At 46.7% G+C, this 17,219-nt stretch carries 22 protein-coding genes and 1 tRNA gene; 14 read left to right on the forward strand and 9 right to left on the reverse strand.

Annotated features, from left to right (window positions below; translation table 11 throughout):
- Window positions 1-107 precede the first annotated feature (107 nt).
- Window positions 108-974 (reverse strand): YitT family protein, encoded by an 867-nt coding sequence (locus KNO86_RS12775; protein WP_214696834.1) that lies wholly within the window; start codon window positions 972-974, stop codon window positions 108-110.
- Between the two features lie 75 nt (window positions 975-1,049).
- Window positions 1,050-1,457, reverse strand: coding sequence for a YkvA family protein (locus KNO86_RS12780; protein ID WP_074033005.1), 408 nt, complete (start codon window positions 1,455-1,457; stop codon window positions 1,050-1,052).
- Between the two features lie 113 nt (window positions 1,458-1,570).
- Between KNO86_RS12780 and KNO86_RS12785 the strand changes: the two genes are divergently transcribed.
- On the forward strand, window positions 1,571-2,809 hold the full coding sequence (locus KNO86_RS12785; RefSeq protein ID WP_214696835.1) for an aminopeptidase: 1,239 nt from the start codon (window positions 1,571-1,573) through the stop codon (window positions 2,807-2,809).
- 37 nt (window positions 2,810-2,846) lie between these two features.
- Here KNO86_RS12785 and KNO86_RS12790 read toward each other — a convergent pair whose 3' ends face one another.
- Window positions 2,847-3,629 carry an alpha/beta hydrolase gene (locus KNO86_RS12790; RefSeq protein WP_214696837.1) on the reverse strand — a complete coding sequence of 261 codons (783 nt, stop codon included), beginning with the start codon at window positions 3,627-3,629 and terminating at the stop codon, window positions 2,847-2,849.
- Between the two features lie 114 nt (window positions 3,630-3,743).
- On the opposite strand from KNO86_RS12790, the gene KNO86_RS12795 reads away from it, so the two are divergent.
- From KNO86_RS12795 to KNO86_RS12820, 6 genes are all read left to right on the forward strand, one after another.
- Window positions 3,744-4,325: a TetR/AcrR family transcriptional regulator gene (locus KNO86_RS12795; RefSeq protein ID WP_214696839.1), complete on the forward strand. Its 582-nt coding sequence runs from the start codon at window positions 3,744-3,746 to the stop codon at window positions 4,323-4,325.
- On the forward strand, window positions 4,318-4,662 hold the full coding sequence (locus KNO86_RS12800) for a DMT family transporter (RefSeq protein ID WP_214696841.1): 345 nt from the start codon (window positions 4,318-4,320) through the stop codon (window positions 4,660-4,662). Before KNO86_RS12795 ends, KNO86_RS12800 begins: the two co-directional genes overlap by 8 nt.
- Window positions 4,659-4,973 (forward strand): DMT family transporter, encoded by a 315-nt coding sequence (locus KNO86_RS12805; protein WP_074033008.1) that lies wholly within the window; start codon window positions 4,659-4,661, stop codon window positions 4,971-4,973. The genes KNO86_RS12800 and KNO86_RS12805 overlap by 4 nt, the downstream gene beginning before the upstream one ends.
- A gap of 71 nt (window positions 4,974-5,044) precedes the next feature.
- Window positions 5,045-5,602, forward strand: coding sequence for a GNAT family N-acetyltransferase (locus tag KNO86_RS12810; protein WP_214696843.1), 558 nt, complete (start codon window positions 5,045-5,047; stop codon window positions 5,600-5,602).
- An 87-nt stretch (window positions 5,603-5,689) separates the two neighbouring features.
- A tRNA-Val gene (locus KNO86_RS12815) sits at window positions 5,690-5,762 on the forward strand.
- 148 nt (window positions 5,763-5,910) lie between these two features.
- The gene (locus KNO86_RS12820; protein ID WP_214696845.1) at window positions 5,911-6,609 is read left to right on the forward strand and encodes a DUF554 domain-containing protein; all 699 of its coding nucleotides are present in this window, start codon (window positions 5,911-5,913) and stop codon (window positions 6,607-6,609) included.
- 33 nt (window positions 6,610-6,642) lie between these two features.
- On the opposite strand, the gene KNO86_RS12825 is transcribed toward KNO86_RS12820, so the two are convergent.
- On the reverse strand, window positions 6,643-7,431 hold the full coding sequence (locus KNO86_RS12825; RefSeq protein WP_251127015.1) for a pyrroline-5-carboxylate reductase family protein: 789 nt from the start codon (window positions 7,429-7,431) through the stop codon (window positions 6,643-6,645).
- A 192-nt stretch (window positions 7,432-7,623) separates the two neighbouring features.
- Between KNO86_RS12825 and yidD the strand changes: the two genes are divergently transcribed.
- Together yidD and KNO86_RS12835 are read left to right on the forward strand one after the other, a co-directional pair.
- A complete protein-coding gene (gene yidD, locus KNO86_RS12830) occupies window positions 7,624-7,893 on the forward strand; it encodes a membrane protein insertion efficiency factor YidD (RefSeq protein WP_214696854.1) in 270 nt (89 codons plus the stop codon).
- Between the two features lie 127 nt (window positions 7,894-8,020).
- Window positions 8,021-9,373 carry an alanine/glycine:cation symporter family protein gene (locus KNO86_RS12835; protein ID WP_214696856.1) on the forward strand — a complete coding sequence of 451 codons (1,353 nt, stop codon included), beginning with the start codon at window positions 8,021-8,023 and terminating at the stop codon, window positions 9,371-9,373.
- A 17-nt stretch (window positions 9,374-9,390) separates the two neighbouring features.
- Here the strand turns inward: KNO86_RS12835 and KNO86_RS12840 are convergent, their stop codons facing one another.
- Complete coding sequence (locus KNO86_RS12840; RefSeq protein ID WP_214696858.1) at window positions 9,391-9,756, reverse strand: potassium channel family protein; 366 nt, start codon at window positions 9,754-9,756, stop codon at window positions 9,391-9,393.
- 88 nt (window positions 9,757-9,844) lie between these two features.
- Here KNO86_RS12840 and KNO86_RS12845 point away from each other — a divergent pair, with 88 nt between their 5' ends.
- Window positions 9,845-11,077, forward strand: a complete 1,233-nt coding sequence (locus KNO86_RS12845; protein ID WP_214696860.1) for a cytochrome P450 — start codon at window positions 9,845-9,847, stop codon at window positions 11,075-11,077.
- Between the two features lie 56 nt (window positions 11,078-11,133).
- On the opposite strand, the gene KNO86_RS12850 is transcribed toward KNO86_RS12845, so the two are convergent.
- A complete protein-coding gene (locus KNO86_RS12850) occupies window positions 11,134-11,883 on the reverse strand; it encodes a sugar nucleotide-binding protein (RefSeq protein ID WP_214696862.1) in 750 nt (249 codons plus the stop codon).
- Between the two features lie 100 nt (window positions 11,884-11,983).
- On the opposite strand from KNO86_RS12850, the gene KNO86_RS12855 reads away from it, so the two are divergent.
- Complete coding sequence (locus tag KNO86_RS12855; RefSeq protein ID WP_214696864.1) at window positions 11,984-12,559, forward strand: GNAT family N-acetyltransferase; 576 nt, start codon at window positions 11,984-11,986, stop codon at window positions 12,557-12,559.
- 73 nt (window positions 12,560-12,632) lie between these two features.
- Window positions 12,633-13,442, forward strand: coding sequence for a DUF368 domain-containing protein (locus KNO86_RS12860; RefSeq protein WP_214696866.1), 810 nt, complete (start codon window positions 12,633-12,635; stop codon window positions 13,440-13,442).
- A gap of 35 nt (window positions 13,443-13,477) precedes the next feature.
- On the opposite strand, the gene KNO86_RS12865 is transcribed toward KNO86_RS12860, so the two are convergent.
- Window positions 13,478-14,032 carry a methyltransferase family protein gene (locus KNO86_RS12865; protein ID WP_214696868.1) on the reverse strand — a complete coding sequence of 185 codons (555 nt, stop codon included), beginning with the start codon at window positions 14,030-14,032 and terminating at the stop codon, window positions 13,478-13,480.
- A 179-nt stretch (window positions 14,033-14,211) separates the two neighbouring features.
- Between KNO86_RS12865 and KNO86_RS12870 the strand changes: the two genes are divergently transcribed.
- Window positions 14,212-15,258, forward strand: a complete 1,047-nt coding sequence (locus tag KNO86_RS12870; RefSeq protein ID WP_214696874.1) for an NAD(P)/FAD-dependent oxidoreductase — start codon at window positions 14,212-14,214, stop codon at window positions 15,256-15,258.
- 12 nt (window positions 15,259-15,270) lie between these two features.
- On the opposite strand, the gene KNO86_RS12875 is transcribed toward KNO86_RS12870, so the two are convergent.
- Complete coding sequence (locus KNO86_RS12875) at window positions 15,271-15,684, reverse strand: VOC family protein (protein WP_371743058.1); 414 nt, start codon at window positions 15,682-15,684, stop codon at window positions 15,271-15,273.
- A 102-nt stretch (window positions 15,685-15,786) separates the two neighbouring features.
- Here KNO86_RS12875 and KNO86_RS12880 point away from each other — a divergent pair, with 102 nt between their 5' ends.
- Complete coding sequence (locus KNO86_RS12880; RefSeq protein WP_074033021.1) at window positions 15,787-16,158, forward strand: hypothetical protein; 372 nt, start codon at window positions 15,787-15,789, stop codon at window positions 16,156-16,158.
- Between the two features lie 66 nt (window positions 16,159-16,224).
- Here KNO86_RS12880 and KNO86_RS12885 read toward each other — a convergent pair whose 3' ends face one another.
- Window positions 16,225-17,094: a hypothetical protein gene (locus KNO86_RS12885; RefSeq protein WP_214696872.1), complete on the reverse strand. Its 870-nt coding sequence runs from the start codon at window positions 17,092-17,094 to the stop codon at window positions 16,225-16,227.
- Window positions 17,095-17,219: the final 125 nt, after the last annotated feature.

The raw sequence follows: 17,219 nt of genomic DNA on the forward strand, positions 1-17,219 counted from the left end.
CCTCCTTCTTTATATATAGGGGTCTCTTATTTATTATCGGAACAGGTGACCGAAGATTACACAAAAAAATCGACAACAATACGAGATTGTTGTCGAACAGGTAAATATTAGAGTGTATACGAGTGTTCTTTGAAGTTCCCTACGATGGAATCGATTTCTGATACGGTGACAAATGCCTCAGAGTCAATCTCGGAAACAATCTGACGAAGTCGAGGGATTTCATTGTTCTGGACGACGACGTACAGCATTTTTTTCGAATCGTTCGAATATCCGCCTGTCGCATCCATGATGGTGACGCCACGTTTTAAGTTCTGCTTAATGACCAAGTTGATTTCATCCGCCTTCTGACAAATGATGAAACATTGCTTTTGAGCGGAGAAGAACTTGTGAATCGTGAGTAACGTGCGTGACCGGACAAAGCTTAACACAAGGGCATACATGACCGCTTTAATGTCAAAGACGATGAAGACCATTACATAAACGATGATATCTTGTGTCAAAAAGATTTTAGGTAACGACAAGTTTCGGTTGTTCATATAAATGACTTTCCCTAAAATATCGAGACCGCCGGTAGAAGCGCCTGCGAATAAGAGGAGAGCAAGTCCGAGACCCGAAACGATTCCGCTGAATACGGAAGCGACGAGCGGATCGTCAAGTGGAGTCGGCGGAATAAGGACAGGTAAACTATCGATTAAGATAGAAGAGAGCACGACAACAATTCCCGTCATCAAAATAAAGCGACGTCCCAAGTATTTTAACCCTAAGATGAAGAGTGGGATATTGAGCACGAGCTGGGTCATCCCGATTGGCGTTCCGAATAGTTCGTTCGTAATCAACGTGATTCCGACGATTCCCCCCGAACCGATTTCATTAGGTTTGAGCAGTAAACTGACAAAGACAGACTGAAGGATTGTCCCGGCAATGATGAACAGTACCGTTTCAAGGGCAACCCGTTTTCGAGATTTAGCATACATAGATAATGGCTAGGCCTTACGCCTCCTTTTGGTAAGTCTTCTGCTAGCGTACTGCTACTCGTTCATCATTTCAAGTCACAATTCGTTATGGAATCGGTCGATATCACTCGCTAATTGTTCATGTACATAATCGATCACCTGAGCATCATCGAATAGTCCGAGCGGTACATCATCTGGAATCGCATCGAACGGTGAGACGAAGTATAGAATTGCCGCGACAAGCTCTTCTTGTTTGTCAGGTTGCATTTCAAATTGATCATTGTATAGCGCGCGCAACATATTCAGCATTTGTTTCATTTGGAAGTAGAGCGTCAGTTCTTCTTCGCGCTCGATATTGCTGATTTCATTGGATGCCACGTCTACGGTCACTTTTGCGAGGGCGCGTTCACCTTGGACAAGTAGGTCGCCGAGTTGTTCTCGGTCGTGGATATCTTCTTTCGCTTGTTTCAAAAAGTGTGTGTAGGTTGATTTCCAATCTGCCATAGTAGATTCCTCCTTCATTCTTCATCTACTAATATGCCCGTTTTTGCGCATCGGTTGCAACTTTTCCTGAAATTTAAGAAAATAAAGATAACTGAAAAGGAGGAACGATACATATGTCTATGATTTCTATGCCGACAGAGGCAGATTTCGCACGCTATGCAGAGCTAGCTGTGAAAAAAGGTGTAAACATTCAACCAGGACAACAGCTAGAGGTACGTGCCGATATCAGTCAGGCACCACTTGTCCGTCACGTGGTGAAAGCCGCGTATGCGGCAGGCGCGAAACAAGTATTTGTCAATTGGAGCGATGAGGAGACATCGAAGATTCGTTATTTCGATGCACCAGCAGACTCGTTCAAAGAGTTTCCAGATTGGTTAAAGGCTCGTTTTGAACAATTGGCTGAAGAGAAGACGGCATTCTTGTCCATCGTCAGTGACGACCCGGATGCTTTAAACGGCGTTGAATCGTCACGCATCTCGGATGCGAACCGTGCAGCCGGACAAGCACTTGCGAAATGGCGTCAATATGTGATGAGTGACAACGTGAGTTGGTCGATCGTTGCAGGTGCGTCAGAAGCGTGGGCTGAAAAAGTATTCCCGGGGCGTGAAGATGCGGTCGCAGCTTTATGGCAAGCGATTTTCGCAGCAACACGTATGGATCAAGAAGATGTGGTCGCGGCATGGGATACACATGATCAATCACTCCGTAGCCGTGCGAAGTTGCTGACAGAGAAGAAATATGCGAAGTTGCACTACCAAGCACCAGGAACTGAACTTACAATCGGGCTTCCGAAAAAGCACGTTTTCCTTGGCGGTGGCGGTCCGAATGTCGATGGCATCGACTTTATCGCGAATATGCCGACAGAAGAAGTGTTCACGCTCGCGGATAAAGATTCTGTGGAAGGTCACGTGTCGAGCACGAAGCCACTCAGCTACAGCGGAAACTTGATTGACGAGTTCACGCTTTGGTTTGAAGGTGGGAAAGTCGTCAAGGCAGAAGCGAAAAAAGGACAAGCGGCTCTTGATGAGTTGTTGAACATGGATGAGGGAGCACGCCGCATCGGTGAAGTGGCGCTCGTTCCAGATGATTCGCCAATCTCAAACTCAGGTCTTCTCTTCTACAACACGTTGTTTGACGAGAATGCATCATGCCACTTGGCATTAGGTCGTGCCTACTCGACATGTCTCGAAGGTGGCCCTTCGATGTCGCAAGAAGAACTCGCGGAGAACGGCGCGAATGACTCGATGACACATGTTGACTTCATGATTGGGTCAGCTGAAATGAATATCGATGGTGAACGGGAAGACGGCACGCGCGAAGCAATCATGCGTGACGGCAACTGGGTCATCTAAACGAAAGAGCGAATTCCGAAATCGGAATTCGCTCTTTTCATGTGACGTCGTACAAATAACGAAGAGCGTGAGGTAAACGGCGGCGCCAAGCTGATTCGTGATGAATCGCATCCGGTTCCACTTCATATCGGAAAGCGATACCCTTTTTAGCGATGGCTTCAATCAGTTTTGCATTCGTAAACAAGTAATCCTTCGCTGTGATTGGTCCGCTCTCTTCATTCGTTCCGATGTCCATATACAGTTTTCCAGAGATATCGGTTTGCTGAATAGCCTGGATCAATGGATCCAGATTCGCCCATGCAGCGGTGGAGAGGGATCCGACTCTTTTGATGGAAGGGTAGGTTGCCATCATATATAGAGAGATGACCCCTCCCATCGAACTCCCCATGACGCCGACATCTTCTGGATTCGTCGCATACTCCTTGTCGATTCGTGGTTTTAAGACGTTCATAAACCAATCTGTATACAAACGACCTTGACCACCAAGGGTTGGGCGCGTTTTCGCAAGTTCCGGTCCGATACGGCGATATAACATCTCATCTTCTTCATATGAATACTCATCATAACGATCTAACCAGTTCGGAGCGCTTGCGATGGCGACGACCATGAGAGGGAGGTGGAGTGTGTCGATGCAGCGATCGATTTCCCACCCTTCTCCATATGTAGCAGTGCTTCCTGAAAATACATTTTGCCCATCATGCATATAAAGGACAGGAAGTGGGGTGTCGGCATTGACCCAGTCTGGTCGAAATACGCGAACAATCCGTTTTTGACCACGGACCTTCTCCGTTGGAATCGATACGTTCAATTGTTCAATCATTTTTCATCACCTCTTTCACCTTGTATTGTGGAGAATCATGAACGAAAAGACAAACGTAAGTCTTGACTACCTACCGTTCGTTAGGTAAGGTGAGGTGGAAGGAGAGTGAGACTCGTGAATACAAAAGAGAAAATTATGCAATCCGCGCGGACACGGTTTGCACGTGAAGGATATGAAGGATTATCACTTGCGGCGGTTGCCGAAGACGTTGGCATCCGAAAGGCTTCTCTGTATGCTCACATCGATGGGAAAGAACAATTGTTTAAGCAAGTCGTGACCGATATGGCGAATCGTTACGAAGAAGCATGGCAGCAAACTTGTGAGGATACCGAAGACCGACCACCTTTAGAACGGATTGAGTCGATCGTTCGTACGCTCACGTCATTCTTTGGCGATCACGAGACGTGGATGTTGACGAAACGGATGCTACTCGTACCACCCCCAGAATTTCGGGACTATATTGAAGAAGTCATCGGAAAGGTGGAGACGGAGTTAAAACGGTTTGAAAAAGAACAGTTTCGTCTCGCGATGGAACGTGGAGACTTACCGTCGCAACCACTCGATGAACTCTATGCTGCGTACTATTGCTTTTTAGATGGGGCTTTATTGTCTTTATTTACATTTGAAGATGACCGAGAGATGCGACAACAAGCCGCATTCCGAATCTTCAAGAAAGGTGTGGGGTGGAATGGATAAGGAAAAAGTCGCCTGGATTTCTCTCTTGTTCGCAGGATTGCTTGAAATCATTTGGGCAACGACGATGAAGTTGTCTGAAGGGTTTACCGTTCTTGGTCCGACGTTATGGACAATCGTACTCTTGATTGTCAGTTTCGGCTTACTAGCTAAGGCATTCCGCGTTCTACCGGCAGGCACAGGATATGCCGTTTTCACAGGAATCGGAGCGGTTGGAACGGTGATTGTCGGTGCTCTTCTTTTTGACGAGGCGCTCAGTGGCTGGAAACTTTTACTTGTGACGACGTTGATCATCGGAATCATCGGATTGAAACAAGTGACAGGAGGAGAAGAAGCATGAGTTGGGTATATTTGATCGGCGCAGGGATTGCTGAGATGACAGCTGTCTTCTTTATGGGGAAATCAAAAGGGTATCAAATTTTAAAATGGTCAATCTTATCGATTTTGTCGTTCGCGCTCAGTTTTTATTGGCTCTCAAAGTCGCTTGAAGACATTCCGTTAAGCTTGGCTTACTCCATCTGGGTCGGGATTGGAGCCGCAGGTGGTGTCATTCTAGGCATGCTCTATTTAAATGAGTCCAAAAGCCGCTGGCGTATCTTTTATCTGATGATGATTATCGGCAGTGTGGTCGGATTAAAAGTTGTATCGTAAAGGATTGAAACAAGCTGAAAACGGGAATTGAATAATTCAGATTATGAGATGGAAGAAAGGGGCGGAAAACGATGCATCTTGTTGAGTTGCAGTCCGAACGTTTGCGGTTTGAGCCGTACACGATCTCTGATTTCTATTTTGTTAAGTCGCTTCTCCAAGATCCTCGGGTGATGCGCTTCATCAGTCCGGACGGGAGACCGTATACAGACGAACAAACAATCGAATGGTTCGAACGTCAATTAGCCCGCTATGAAACAGGACGCCAGACAGGTCTACTGAAGCTGATGACGTTCGAAAGTGATGAACCGATTGGTCATGCAGGTACGTTGCTTCATGAGTTAGACGGTAAACTCGAGCTAGAAGTCGGCTATTGGTTGTCACCGAAGCATTGGCATATGGGTTACGGACGAGAAGCGGCCGCACGTTTGATGCAGTATGCTTTCACCGAAGGAGAGAAGGAAATCATTTCACTCATTCATCCAGAAAACGTTCCGTCTCAGCGTGTGGCTAAAGCGAACGGTCTTCACTGGGACCGTGACACGTTATATCAGAACATGCTCGTGTCCGTTTATGCAGGTGATTTGGAACGCCTCTGCCGGCATATTGATCGCCAGCAGATGACTCGTTAAAAAAGTCTGTAAAAAAATAAAAAAAGTTGTTGCCAACTTAATAGTTTCTTGATATATTAATAGTGTCCTTAAGAGAGGACACGACCTGATTCTGTAGCTCAGCTGGGAGAGCGCTACCTTGACAGGGTAGAGGTCGCTGGTTCGAGCCCAGTCAGAATCACTTGGGTGCCAAACCCTCGAGAAACCCACCGGAACATGGGTTTCCGCGAAGCCACTTCTTGCGAGAAGTGGCTCTTTTTTGTATATTGACACGGTATGAAAGCAATTGGTATATTCCTTTCAATACATAAAGAAACGGGGAATGCGACATGGTGCTAACGGGAACCCTCGTCAATGCCGGATTAATTGTCATCGGGTCATTGTTAGGTCTCTTATTTCACCGCATTCCAGAGCGTATGAAAGAGACGGTGACGGCAGCAATCGGGCTTGCGGTCATTTTGCTCGGCATTCAAATGGGGATGAAAAGTGAAAACTTTTTGATTGTCATCGGAAGTCTTGTCGTTGGGTCCGCGCTCGGGGAATGGTGGAAGCTAGATGAAGTATTGAATGAAATCGGCTATCGGCTGGAGCGGCGTCTTGGAAGTCAATCGAGTGTAGCGGAAGGGTTCGTTACGGCAACGCTCATCTTCGTCATCGGCGCGATGGCCATCATTGGGGCGCTCGATAGTGGATTACGTGGCGACCATGACGTCCTGTATACGAAAGGGTTGATTGATGGATTTACAGCCCTCGTGTTGAGTTCGACGCTCGGCATCGGTGTCATGTTTTCGGCCGTTCCGGTATTATTGTATCAGGGTGGGATTGCACTACTCGCCATTCAAATCATGAAGTTCATTCCGGAGTCGCTCATGGACAGCTTTATTTTAGAAATGACTGCGACCGGTGGTGTGATGATCGTGGCGATTGGCTTAAACTTGGTCGGGATCACAAAAATTCGCGTGGCCAACTTATTGCCAGGGATTTTAGTAGTGGCACTCATTGTGTCGGTTATACATATGATGACATAAAAAATGGACGGAAGCGTGGCTTCCGTCCATTTTTTATGGTTTCTCCATGATTTCATGGTCTTCTTTGGCACTTTCGCGTAAGGCTGAAGACATCACGTCGGCAAGGTTGCGGTCTCGTAACACGCCGACACCACGGTCGGTCGGTCCACCTGGAGCAGCGACGTCAGCAATGAGTTCATTCGTCTCACGTGTTTCATGTGACAGTAACTCTGCAGAGCCTTTCATCGCCTGAGCCACAATTTGACGAGCCGTCGCTTCGTCGTATCCGACATCGGTCAAGACCGGAGTCATCGCCCCGACGATTTCATAGAAGAAAGCTGGGCTACAACCGGCTGCTGCCATGAAGGCAGACATCGTCTTCGCGTCCGTGATGGCCGTTCGACCGACACGTTCAAAGAGGGCAGTTGCTTTCGCGCGATCGGTCTCATCTGTTTCAGGACCGAACCATAAGCCTGTCATCCCGCTCCGATATGCGACCGGCGTGTTTGGCATCGCGCATACGGCAGGAAGTCCTGAAGCTTCTTCTAATTGGCTCGGTTCGATATGTGCCGCAACCGATACAAGTAGTGGGGTCTTCCACTCTTTTGATTCCACGTACGGAATGACGCCGTCCGGTTGCATCGCTAGTACGACGATGTCATAGTCGTTCACGTTTTCTTCTTCGACGATGTGTACGCCGAGTTCATCTTGTAGGAAGTTCAAGCGTTCCCGATCACTTCGGTTCGTCATGGTAATTTGTGTCGGTTCGATTCCTGAGTCAATCCACCCTCGAACGAGCGCTTCACTCATTGATCCTGCACCGACCATTAGTAATTGTTTCATCATTCGTCACCTCTTCTATTCGATTCGGTCAATAGTTATGTTGACTATCATAACAAACCTGATGTCGAATATCGCCCATCTTGCTCATTTGTTAAGAGATGGAAAACGATTTGACATATGGAGCGGTGAACATGACAAACGTTTCAAATCGCGCTATGATGGCACTAATTCAACAGAGTGAGGCGAAATCGCGTGAAACGTGTACTAGTAAAAGGGATTCAAGGTTATCAACGTTTTATCTCACCATTAAAGCCGCCGACATGCCGGTTTTATCCGAGTTGTTCACACTACGGAATCGAAGCGATTGAGAAACATGGAACCGTCAAAGGCAGTTATTTAACCGCTCGCCGGCTCATCCGTTGTCAACCGTTTCATCCGGGCGGGCTCGATTACGTCCCGGATACATTTGATTGGAAAGCGCCTTTACAACGAGAGAAGCCTGAATCACAGCGAGACGATTAAGTTCGTCTCGCTGTTTGTATACAGATGAAAAGAGCCGGAGTTGTTTTAGCACAATACTTTTGCATTGTTCTAAGTATTCTGAAAAAATAGAGACGTACACTATTTTCGGGGAAAGGGGATACTTTGTATGGGGCAATCATTTAGTGAATGGGTGAGTACGGCATCCAATTTTGTATGGGGACCACCGCTTTTAATTTTGCTTGTGGGGACAGGCGTTTACTTGACGGTGCGTCTAGGGGGAATTCAAATCACCAAGTTACCGTATGCATTGAAATTGGCGTTTTCGAAAAACCAGGATCAATCCTCTAAAGGGGATATCAGTCACTTCCAAGCGCTCATGACCGCGCTTGCGGCGACCGTCGGTACGGGGAATATCGTCGGGGTGTCGACAGCAGTTGTGTTAGGAGGACCAGGAGCCATCGTATGGATGTGGGTGTCCGGATTCTTTGGGATGGCAACGAAATATGCGGAAGCTGTTCTGGCTGTTAAGTATCGGGTCACCGATGAACGCGGTCAGATGGCTGGTGGACCGATGTACTATTTAGAACGAGGGTTGAATCAACGTTGGTTAGCCGTAGCATTTGCGGCATTCGCCTCGATTGCGGCGTTCGGGATTGGAAATGGGGTACAGACGAACTCTGTCGCGCTCGCGCTCAAAACAACATTTGACGTACCACTCTACATATCAGGCATTCTCATCATGATTTTTACAGGGGCGGTCATTCTTGGAGGCGTGCGTTCGATCGGGAAAGTAGTCAGCTATTTTGTTCCTGTCATGATCGCCTTTTATTTAGGTAGCGGTCTATTGATTATGATCATGAACTACTCGCTTATTCCAGATGCATTCGCGTTGATCTTTAGCAGTACGTTCAGTGCAGAAGCCATCGGTGGAGGCGCAATTGGGGCAGCTATTCGTTACGGGGTCGCACGTGGCGTGTTCTCAAACGAAGCAGGTCTTGGTTCCGCTCCGATTGCTGCAGCGGCAGCGAAAACAGATATGCCGGGTCGTCAAGCGCTCGTCTCGATGACACAAGTCTTCTTGGACACGCTTGTCGTCTGTTCGGTGACAGGTTTGACACTCGTCATGGGTGGTCAAATCGGGACAGGATTAGAAGGAGTCGAATTGACTTCGGCCACATTCGAACTGTTCCTCGGTCCGGCAGGCGGCTACATTGTCACAATCGGTCTCGTCCTATTCGCTTACTCGACCGTTCTCGGTTGGTCGTACTACGGCGAGCGATCCATCCATTACTTGTTTGGGCAAAAGTCGATTCTTCCATATCGGATTGCTTTCGTGCTCGTCGCCGGACTCGGTGCCATGACGACCAACTTGAATTTGGTATGGGCGCTATCTGACGTCTTCAACGGGTTAATGGCTATTCCGAACTTGATTGGTCTCTTGTTCTTGTCGGGCGTTGTCATCGCCGAAACGAAACGATTCAATCAACAGCTTGAAATTGAGAATCGAAAAGTATCCTAAACGCATCGACGCCATCCTCATGAATCAGAGGGTGGCGTCTTTTGTTTCGCTTCTAATTCATCAAGTCGTGCTTTTTGTAAGTGATCAAATACTCTTGTAATGAATCCGACCATAATACCGACGCCGGTGATGACGTATCCAATCGTGAAAATTTTTCCGACATCAGTTTGAGGGGCGAAGTCACCATATCCGATGGTCGTCAGTGTGATGACGCTAAAATAAAGTGCATCTAACCATCGCATCGCTTCAAATTTAGCGTAAAAAAGTGTTCCGGAGAGAACGGTGAGAAAGGCAAGGCTGAACAAGACTTGAAACTCAGGATCACGGAGGCCGCGCCAAATCCCACGTACAATCCGGCGTAATGTCAGTAAGAACGGTAACATGTCACTCGCTCCTTTCGATATTAGGTTTGTTCGCTAACAACGCGGGAACATCCTTTGTAGTTCGAAAAAAAGAGAAAGGGTGAGTAGGATGGGGAAAGTCATTCCAAAGCAAGAAGGTCTCGACCATAGTGTCGATTTTTTACGTGAAGGATATTTGTTTGTGGCGAATCGACGTAAAAGTTTTCAGTCGAATATTTTTGAAACGCGTTTGCTCGGGGAACGCGTGATTTGTCTCGGAGGAGAGGACGCTGCTGCCTTGTTCTATGATGCGGACAAATTCACACGTCAGGATGCCGCGCCGAAACGTCTTCTCAAAACTTTATTTGGGGAAGATGGGGTGCAAACATTGAATGGGACGGCCCATTCACACCGAAAACGAATGTTCATGTCATTGATGACGAAAGAAAACATCGATCGTCTGCTTCGATTGACGGACCGTGAATGGAAAAGAATCCGGCATGCTGGAGAAGAAATCGTTTTATATGACGAGGCACAACAGGTATTGATGAAAGCCGTCTGTGAGTGGGCGGGAGTTCCGCTTGCACGAGATGAAGTAGCGAAGCGAACCGATGAAATGAGATTGTTATTTGAATCGGGTACTTCTTTAGGTCCAACTTATTTGCAAGGGCGGAAGGCAAGAAGTTCGGCCGAAGCGTGGATTCGACAGATGGTCAAAGAAGTACGGTCAAATCGATTATTACCGAATAAACAGACGGCACTTTATGAGTTCTCGTGGCATCGAGATGAATCTGGTGAGCTGTTGCCTGAAGAAGTAGTGGCTGTCGAAGTGTTAAACATTTTGCGACCGACTGTTGCAATCTCGGTCTATGTCCTCTTTACAGTCCTAGCGCTTCATCAATTCCCGAGAGAAAGAGCACAAGTAAAGCAAGGACAGCTTTCGAAAACAGCCTTTGTCCAAGAAGTGAGACGTTTCTATCCGTTTTTCCCTGTAGCGGCAGCTCGAGTCAAAACAGATTTTGAATGGGACGGATATACGTTTACCGAAGGAACACTGACGCTCCTTGATCTTTATGGAACGAATCACGACTCCGCGATTTGGGCTGAACCCGATCAATTTAATCCTGCTCGCTTTATGGACTGGAAGGAGAGTCCGTTCAATTTTATCCCGCAAGGAGGAGGAGACGTGGATTTTGGACATCGTTGTGCAGGGGAGCATGTGACGATTGCGATTCTAGAACAAGTCATTGAATTGTTTACGGAGGAGTTCTCGTATACCGTTCCTCCTCAAGATTTGAGTTATAGCTTCGTTGATATGCCGAGTCTACCGAAAAGTAAACTGCGTTTGACTGATGTAAAATGAATCGAATAAGCAAACGCCTACTCTTGATGGAGTAGGCGTTTAGTATAGAGTGCGGTTTATTTTGTTTGTAAATTGAGACGCTTTGAAATCGGACGAATTGGGACGGACGGGTCAATCATTCGGTTATCCCGTTTCGGTTCATCCGTGCATTCAATCTGCCAATCGGCGTCATGAAGCTCTTTTAGTCCGACGGCAATGTCATAAAGCGAATAGTTCGCATTCCCGTTTAGCTGATAGATGCCGGGTCCGCGTTTCGTCAAGATTTCGAATAAAGCTTCCGCTGTATCCGGTAAAAATGAGCAAGATGGATACCAATGCTCACTCGCTTGTATGACCCCTCGTTGTTTCATCTCGTTCGTAAAATAGTCCATCATATTGTTCGATCCGGCTTCATCCCCAATCTGCCATCCAAGACGAACAATCTGAGCACCCGGGTTGACACGAACGATGGCTCGTTCGCAGTCACGTTTATACTTTCCGTAGTCATCTTCAGCATCTGGCGCCGTGTCCGGTGAAATCGGTCCAGTCACATCATCTGAAAAAATCGACACTGTACTCGTGAACAAGAACGGAATCTTCATCTCCCCACATAAACGAGCGAGCGTCTCGGCCCATTCAACCGGTCCCATACCGATATGTAAAAAATAGTCTGGGCGGATGCTTTCAATGAATTGTCGCATCTCCTGCTCGTCGGTCGTGGACACTTGCTCACGATTCCATGCAATCCCCTCAATGCCATGACGCTGTAACGCTTCGGCAACAACCGGTGCTACCGTGCCGTTCATTCCAGTAATGATTGCTTTCATTTCATGTCGCCCCTTTCTCTCTATATCATGCCACAAAACGGGCGTGGACAAACAATCGATGTGTTTGCCTATGCTAGACTAGGTGATGGAGGGATCAATGATGAATATTCGACAAGCAACGAAGCAAGATTGTACACAAATCGCACCGCTCATGTATCAGGCGATTCATGACATCGCGTATACGTTGACGGGGTCAACGAATACCGATGAAGTATTAGAGCGATTGGCGATGTGGGTGGAGAAACCGAAGAATCGTTTAAGCCACGAAAACATATGGGTCGCCGATGTAGAAGGGGAAGTGGCGGGAATGATCATTTCGTATCGAGGGGACGAGGCGGAAGCATTAGATCGCCCGATTCGGGAATGGTTGACTGCGCATGGGAGCAAAGTGGAATTAGATGTTGAGACGGAAGGGTTCGTTCAATACATCGATTCACTCGCTGTACTAGAGGCATATGGTGGCCGTGGTATCGGGACGAAGTTGATTGAACAGATTTGTACTGTCGCGGCAGAACGTGGTGTCCCGGCCGTCACCTTGAATGTAGATCAAGACAATCAAGCGGCTCATCGTTTGTATACGCGACTCGGATTCCAAAAAGAAAAGGAAATTATGATTTCGGGATCTCGTTTTGACTATATGAAAAAAGAGACACGCTCGACTCCTTTCTCGGTCTAAAAGCGGATGCGCAAACGCTCGTTCTCGACTATACTAAGTGCTTGAGGAAAGATATATGTAAAGGAGATACATTATGGAGTGGAAGAATATTTGGCGGGGAATGGCCATGGGAACGAGTGATTTGATTCCTGGTGTAAGCGGCGGTACCATCGCAGTTATTTTAGGCATCTATGATCAATTGATTGAAGCAATCAGCGGTGTATTCAGCCGATATTGGAAAAAGTATATTGGTTTCTTAATCCCGCTAGCGATTGGAATGGGAACAGCCATCATCGCCTTAAGTCGAATTATCGAGTATTTGTTGCTCGAGTATTATGCACCGACACAATTCTTCTTTATCGGATTGATTTTAGGGATCATTCCGTTACTTTTTGTAGAGTTTAAGTCACGTGCATCGATTCGTCCCATTCATGTGATTGCCATGATTGTAGCAACGGTACTTGTAGCGAGCATGGCGTTTCTCAATCCGGTTGATTCGTCTATCATTACGGACGTTACCTTTGGAACAGCGCTCCTCTTGTTCTTGTCTGGGTGGTTAGGAAGTATGGCGATGTTACTTCCTGGAATCAGCGGATCGTTCGTGTTGTTGCTGATTGGGGTATACCCGACAGTGATCAGCGCCATCTCGAACTTCAATTTACTCATTATCGGAATTGTTGGGGCAGGCGTTGCGGTCGGCTTTATTGTCAGTAGTAAAGTGATTCGCTATTTGTTGGCGAATTTCCCAGGAATGACGTTTTCGGTCATCATCGGATTGGTAGTGGGTTCGCTCGCCGTCGTATTTCCAGGAGTGCCGGCTACGGGGCTCATGTGGGGACTCAGTGTCATTGCGTTCATCGCAGGGATCGTTGTCGTCCGATTGCTCAGTCGTTACTCCGTATAAAATAGCAAGGAGTCCGGGATCACCGGACTCCTTTTTTAATAGATAAACGGAAATAATCGTTTGCGTGACTTTGACCATGATACATACGATTGACCGAAGTGACGGGTCAGCATCCCTTCCTCAATCCGAATCCGATATAGTAACGCAAGAGCCGTAAGACCGGTACCGATCAAAGCGACTGCCCAATGAAGAAAATACAATGAGAACCCTAACGTAATGAATAATAATCCTGTGTATAAGGGATGGCGTAAGAAACGATAGGGGCCAGAGCTGACGAGCTCGTCTTGAGGACGAACGACAACGTGTCGGGTGAATTGATGACGAAGGTGGAAAATTCCCCAATACCGTAATGATACACCCGCTATGTAAAACGAAAGAGCAAGTATGCGTTGAGCCATTGATGGACGCGCCTCAACAAAGATTGAATAGATGATAGACAAAGAGAACATGACAATCATCGTCGACGCTACGAAATAAAAGCTTTTTCGCTCGACGGAACCGTCCGTTGCCTCTTTACGATTACGAAATTTCCATGTCTCCACAAGCCAAAAACAGGACACGATGATCAATGCAAGATCCATCCACTCCATAGCGCACATCCTTCCTTTTGATTCATCTTTCCTTACCCGACCTTCGATGAAGAAAAACCAATGGAAAATGGTGTTGGGAAAAAGTTTGTCAAAGACGAAAAAACGGGTTATCATCTAATGAGAATGATTATCATTTTTAAGGTGAGTAGATCATGTACATAGAAGGGAAGGATACGACGATGGGCGAAGAACAATTTGACGTGACGATTATCGGTGGGGGTCCGGCAGGGTTATATGCTGCTTTTTATAGTGGATTACGAGGCATGAAAACAAAAATAATCGAATTTCAACCTCAACTAGGTGGAAAGCTGCACGTTTATCCAGAAAAAATGGTGTGGGATGTAGGGGGGCTCCTTCCGACGACGGGAGCAAATCTGATCGATCAAATCGTCCAACAAGGCCTTACCTTTTCGCCAAAGGTCATCCTAGGGGAGAAAGTGGAGTCGATTTCAAAACGTCAGGATGGATTATTCGGGATCGACACGTCGAATGGTCATCACGTATCCAAAACGGTGATCGTCGCGACCGGGAGCGGCATTCTGAAACCACACAAGGTCGAAATCAGCGGAGCAGAGCGATATGAACTGTCGAACCTTCATTATACGGTGAAGTCACTAGAGCGGTTTAAAGGGAAGCGAGTCTTGATTTCAGGTGGCGGAAATAGTGCCGTCGATTGGGCCAATGCACTCGAGCCGATTGCAGAGCAAGTCATTTTGGTTTACCGAAAAGAAGAGCTCGGAGGTCATGAAGCGCAAGTCGAGAAGATTAAAGAAAGCCGAGTCGATTGTTGCCCCCAGTCAAAAGTAACGGACTTGATTTCTCATGATGGGCAATCGATTCAGCAAGTGCTGTTAACACAGATTGACACGGGAGAAACGAGTGTGGTCGATGTCGATGAGGTCGTCATCAATCACGGGTATGAACAAGATGCGGAACTCCTTCGGAACAGTGAATTGAATGTCGAAATGGTCAATGGATTTTATGTGAAAGGGAACGCGGGGAGTGAATCGTCCGTTCCGGGATTATATGCTGCAGGTGACATTCTGACGCATGAAGGAAAGGTCCATTTGATTGCAGGGGCATTCCAAGATGCGGCGAATGCGGTGAATCGGGCCAAAACTTATATTGACCCGAATGCGACCGCTACGGCAATGGTCTCTTCTCATAACGAACGTCTAAAAGAAAAGAACCGTCAAATCATAGAAGACACTTTATTGAAGCAGTAAGAGTGACGTCTCTTACTGCTTTTGCGTAGGATAATCACAGAGCTCGGTGATGACACCGCCTGAATGACGTGGGTCCATATAGATCAAACGTCGACCCTTTGCGGTCGTACGTAGTGTGTCTTCTAAAAAAGTGATGCCATTTTGTTTGTGTGTAGCGATGGCGATGTCTAAATCTTCTACACGATATGCGATATGATGGACGCCTTTTCCTCGTGCTTTCATGAAACGCGCGATCGGACTCGTATTACTTGTTGGTCGCAACAATTCGATGACATCTTCACCGATGTGAATGACAGCTAGCTCGGTTTCCACCCCAATGGCTGTATTCGTATAACGGTCAATCAGTTCTCCACCAAGCACAGTTGTATAAAATGTGATCGCTTCGTCTAAATCACGGACGGCGATTCCAGTATGATCGATTTGCATAAACATTCCTCCTCAACCTTCAGTTTGCCTAAAGTTGAACAAAATGTCACTTCACAACGTTTCGACCATATCCGATATAATAAGAGAGGGAGGGACAGCGGAATGAACGGAAAAATCACAATGGGATTGGTGGGCATGTTCGCCCTAGTATCATTTGTGTTTGGACTCTCGCTTGCGACGTTTGTCGATTATCGCATCAATGAAGAGCAAGTTGTGCTCGAACGGTTAACCACCCATAAACAGATTGGTCCGACGGAGTTGCTGTCTACCGAGGTCGATTTTCATTTGAATGGATCGAATTATGCGATTCGTTTCAAGGATGAACCGAACATCACGTATTGGTTCAGTGTCGTAGATCGCCAAATCAAATTTGATCGGATTGAATCGCTCGATTTGAGAGACACGGGACTCCGGACAGAACTGTTTAAGGAAATGCCGCCTTTGGCGATGGAGTCGACAACTGCTGCAGAATAAAAGACGTCGAATGAACAACTTTTTCGTGTGAGAACGAGTTGATACAATCGACGTCTTTTTTATTGATCAATAGAGTGGAGTCGGTAGCACTTGTTGTGTAAGCATATATATCCCGCCTGACGACACTTGAGCACCTTGCTTTCGAAGTGCAAAATTCAAGTCAGATTGCAGGTTGGTCGTAGAAATACGAGCCTCGTCGATATATCTGAACGCATCGTAAAACTTTTGTTGAAGAAAGGAAAGGGCATCCCGCAACATAGACTCGTCACAATCTAATTGAATTTCTTGGACGCACACGTGATACATATGTAGTCGTACTTTCATGATTCCGATTGGTTGGTGACAGCAGTTTAATGTGTAGAACAGTGTTTGTTGCCGAGTTGCATGTGCGAATTGTTCATCCGTCATCGGGATGGCGCCCGGTAAGACATGACAATGCGCATTACGAAAAGTGAGCCAATCCGCTCTTCGTGAATAGTCTATCAATTCGAGGGTCCAGTACGTATGCGATGCTTTCTCACAAGGAATGAATGGCAAGTGATACGTATTCGTTTGATGGAATACTTGAAACCCAGTTGCCTCATATATTCGAAGCTTATCTTGATTATGATAGTCCTCTTCCTGAAGATAGTATGTAATCGGGTGTGTGGTTTCACGACTTCGTTCATACATGATTCGGTCAAGCAACCCGCGAAACACATGACGATCAATATATGAGACTTTTGAGAGTTGAATGATTTGAAACGATTCTAGATGTTCGTCGTTCGCAACGAATGCAGCTAACGGTATATCTTTATTTAAGGCGCTATACACGTGATGATGGGGCGGCAAGGAAAGAAGCGGGGGTGTCTTCGATAAAGGGTATAATGTTTGAATGGAGATACGTTTCTGAATAGGTAATTGCCTACATTCTACAAAGCGTAGTGCTCGTTTCAAGGAGAATCCTTCTTTCTGTATGAGATGATAAGTACATGTGAACTACTCGCCACTTATTTGCTTCGCAAATTGAAGGGGGAGCTTCTTGGGAAGACCGTGCTCTTACCAGCCACGATTGTTTACCA

Source organism: Exiguobacterium sp. s160 (assembly GCF_018617575.1).
GTDB lineage: Bacteria > Bacillota > Bacilli > Exiguobacteriales > Exiguobacteriaceae > Exiguobacterium > Exiguobacterium aestuarii_A.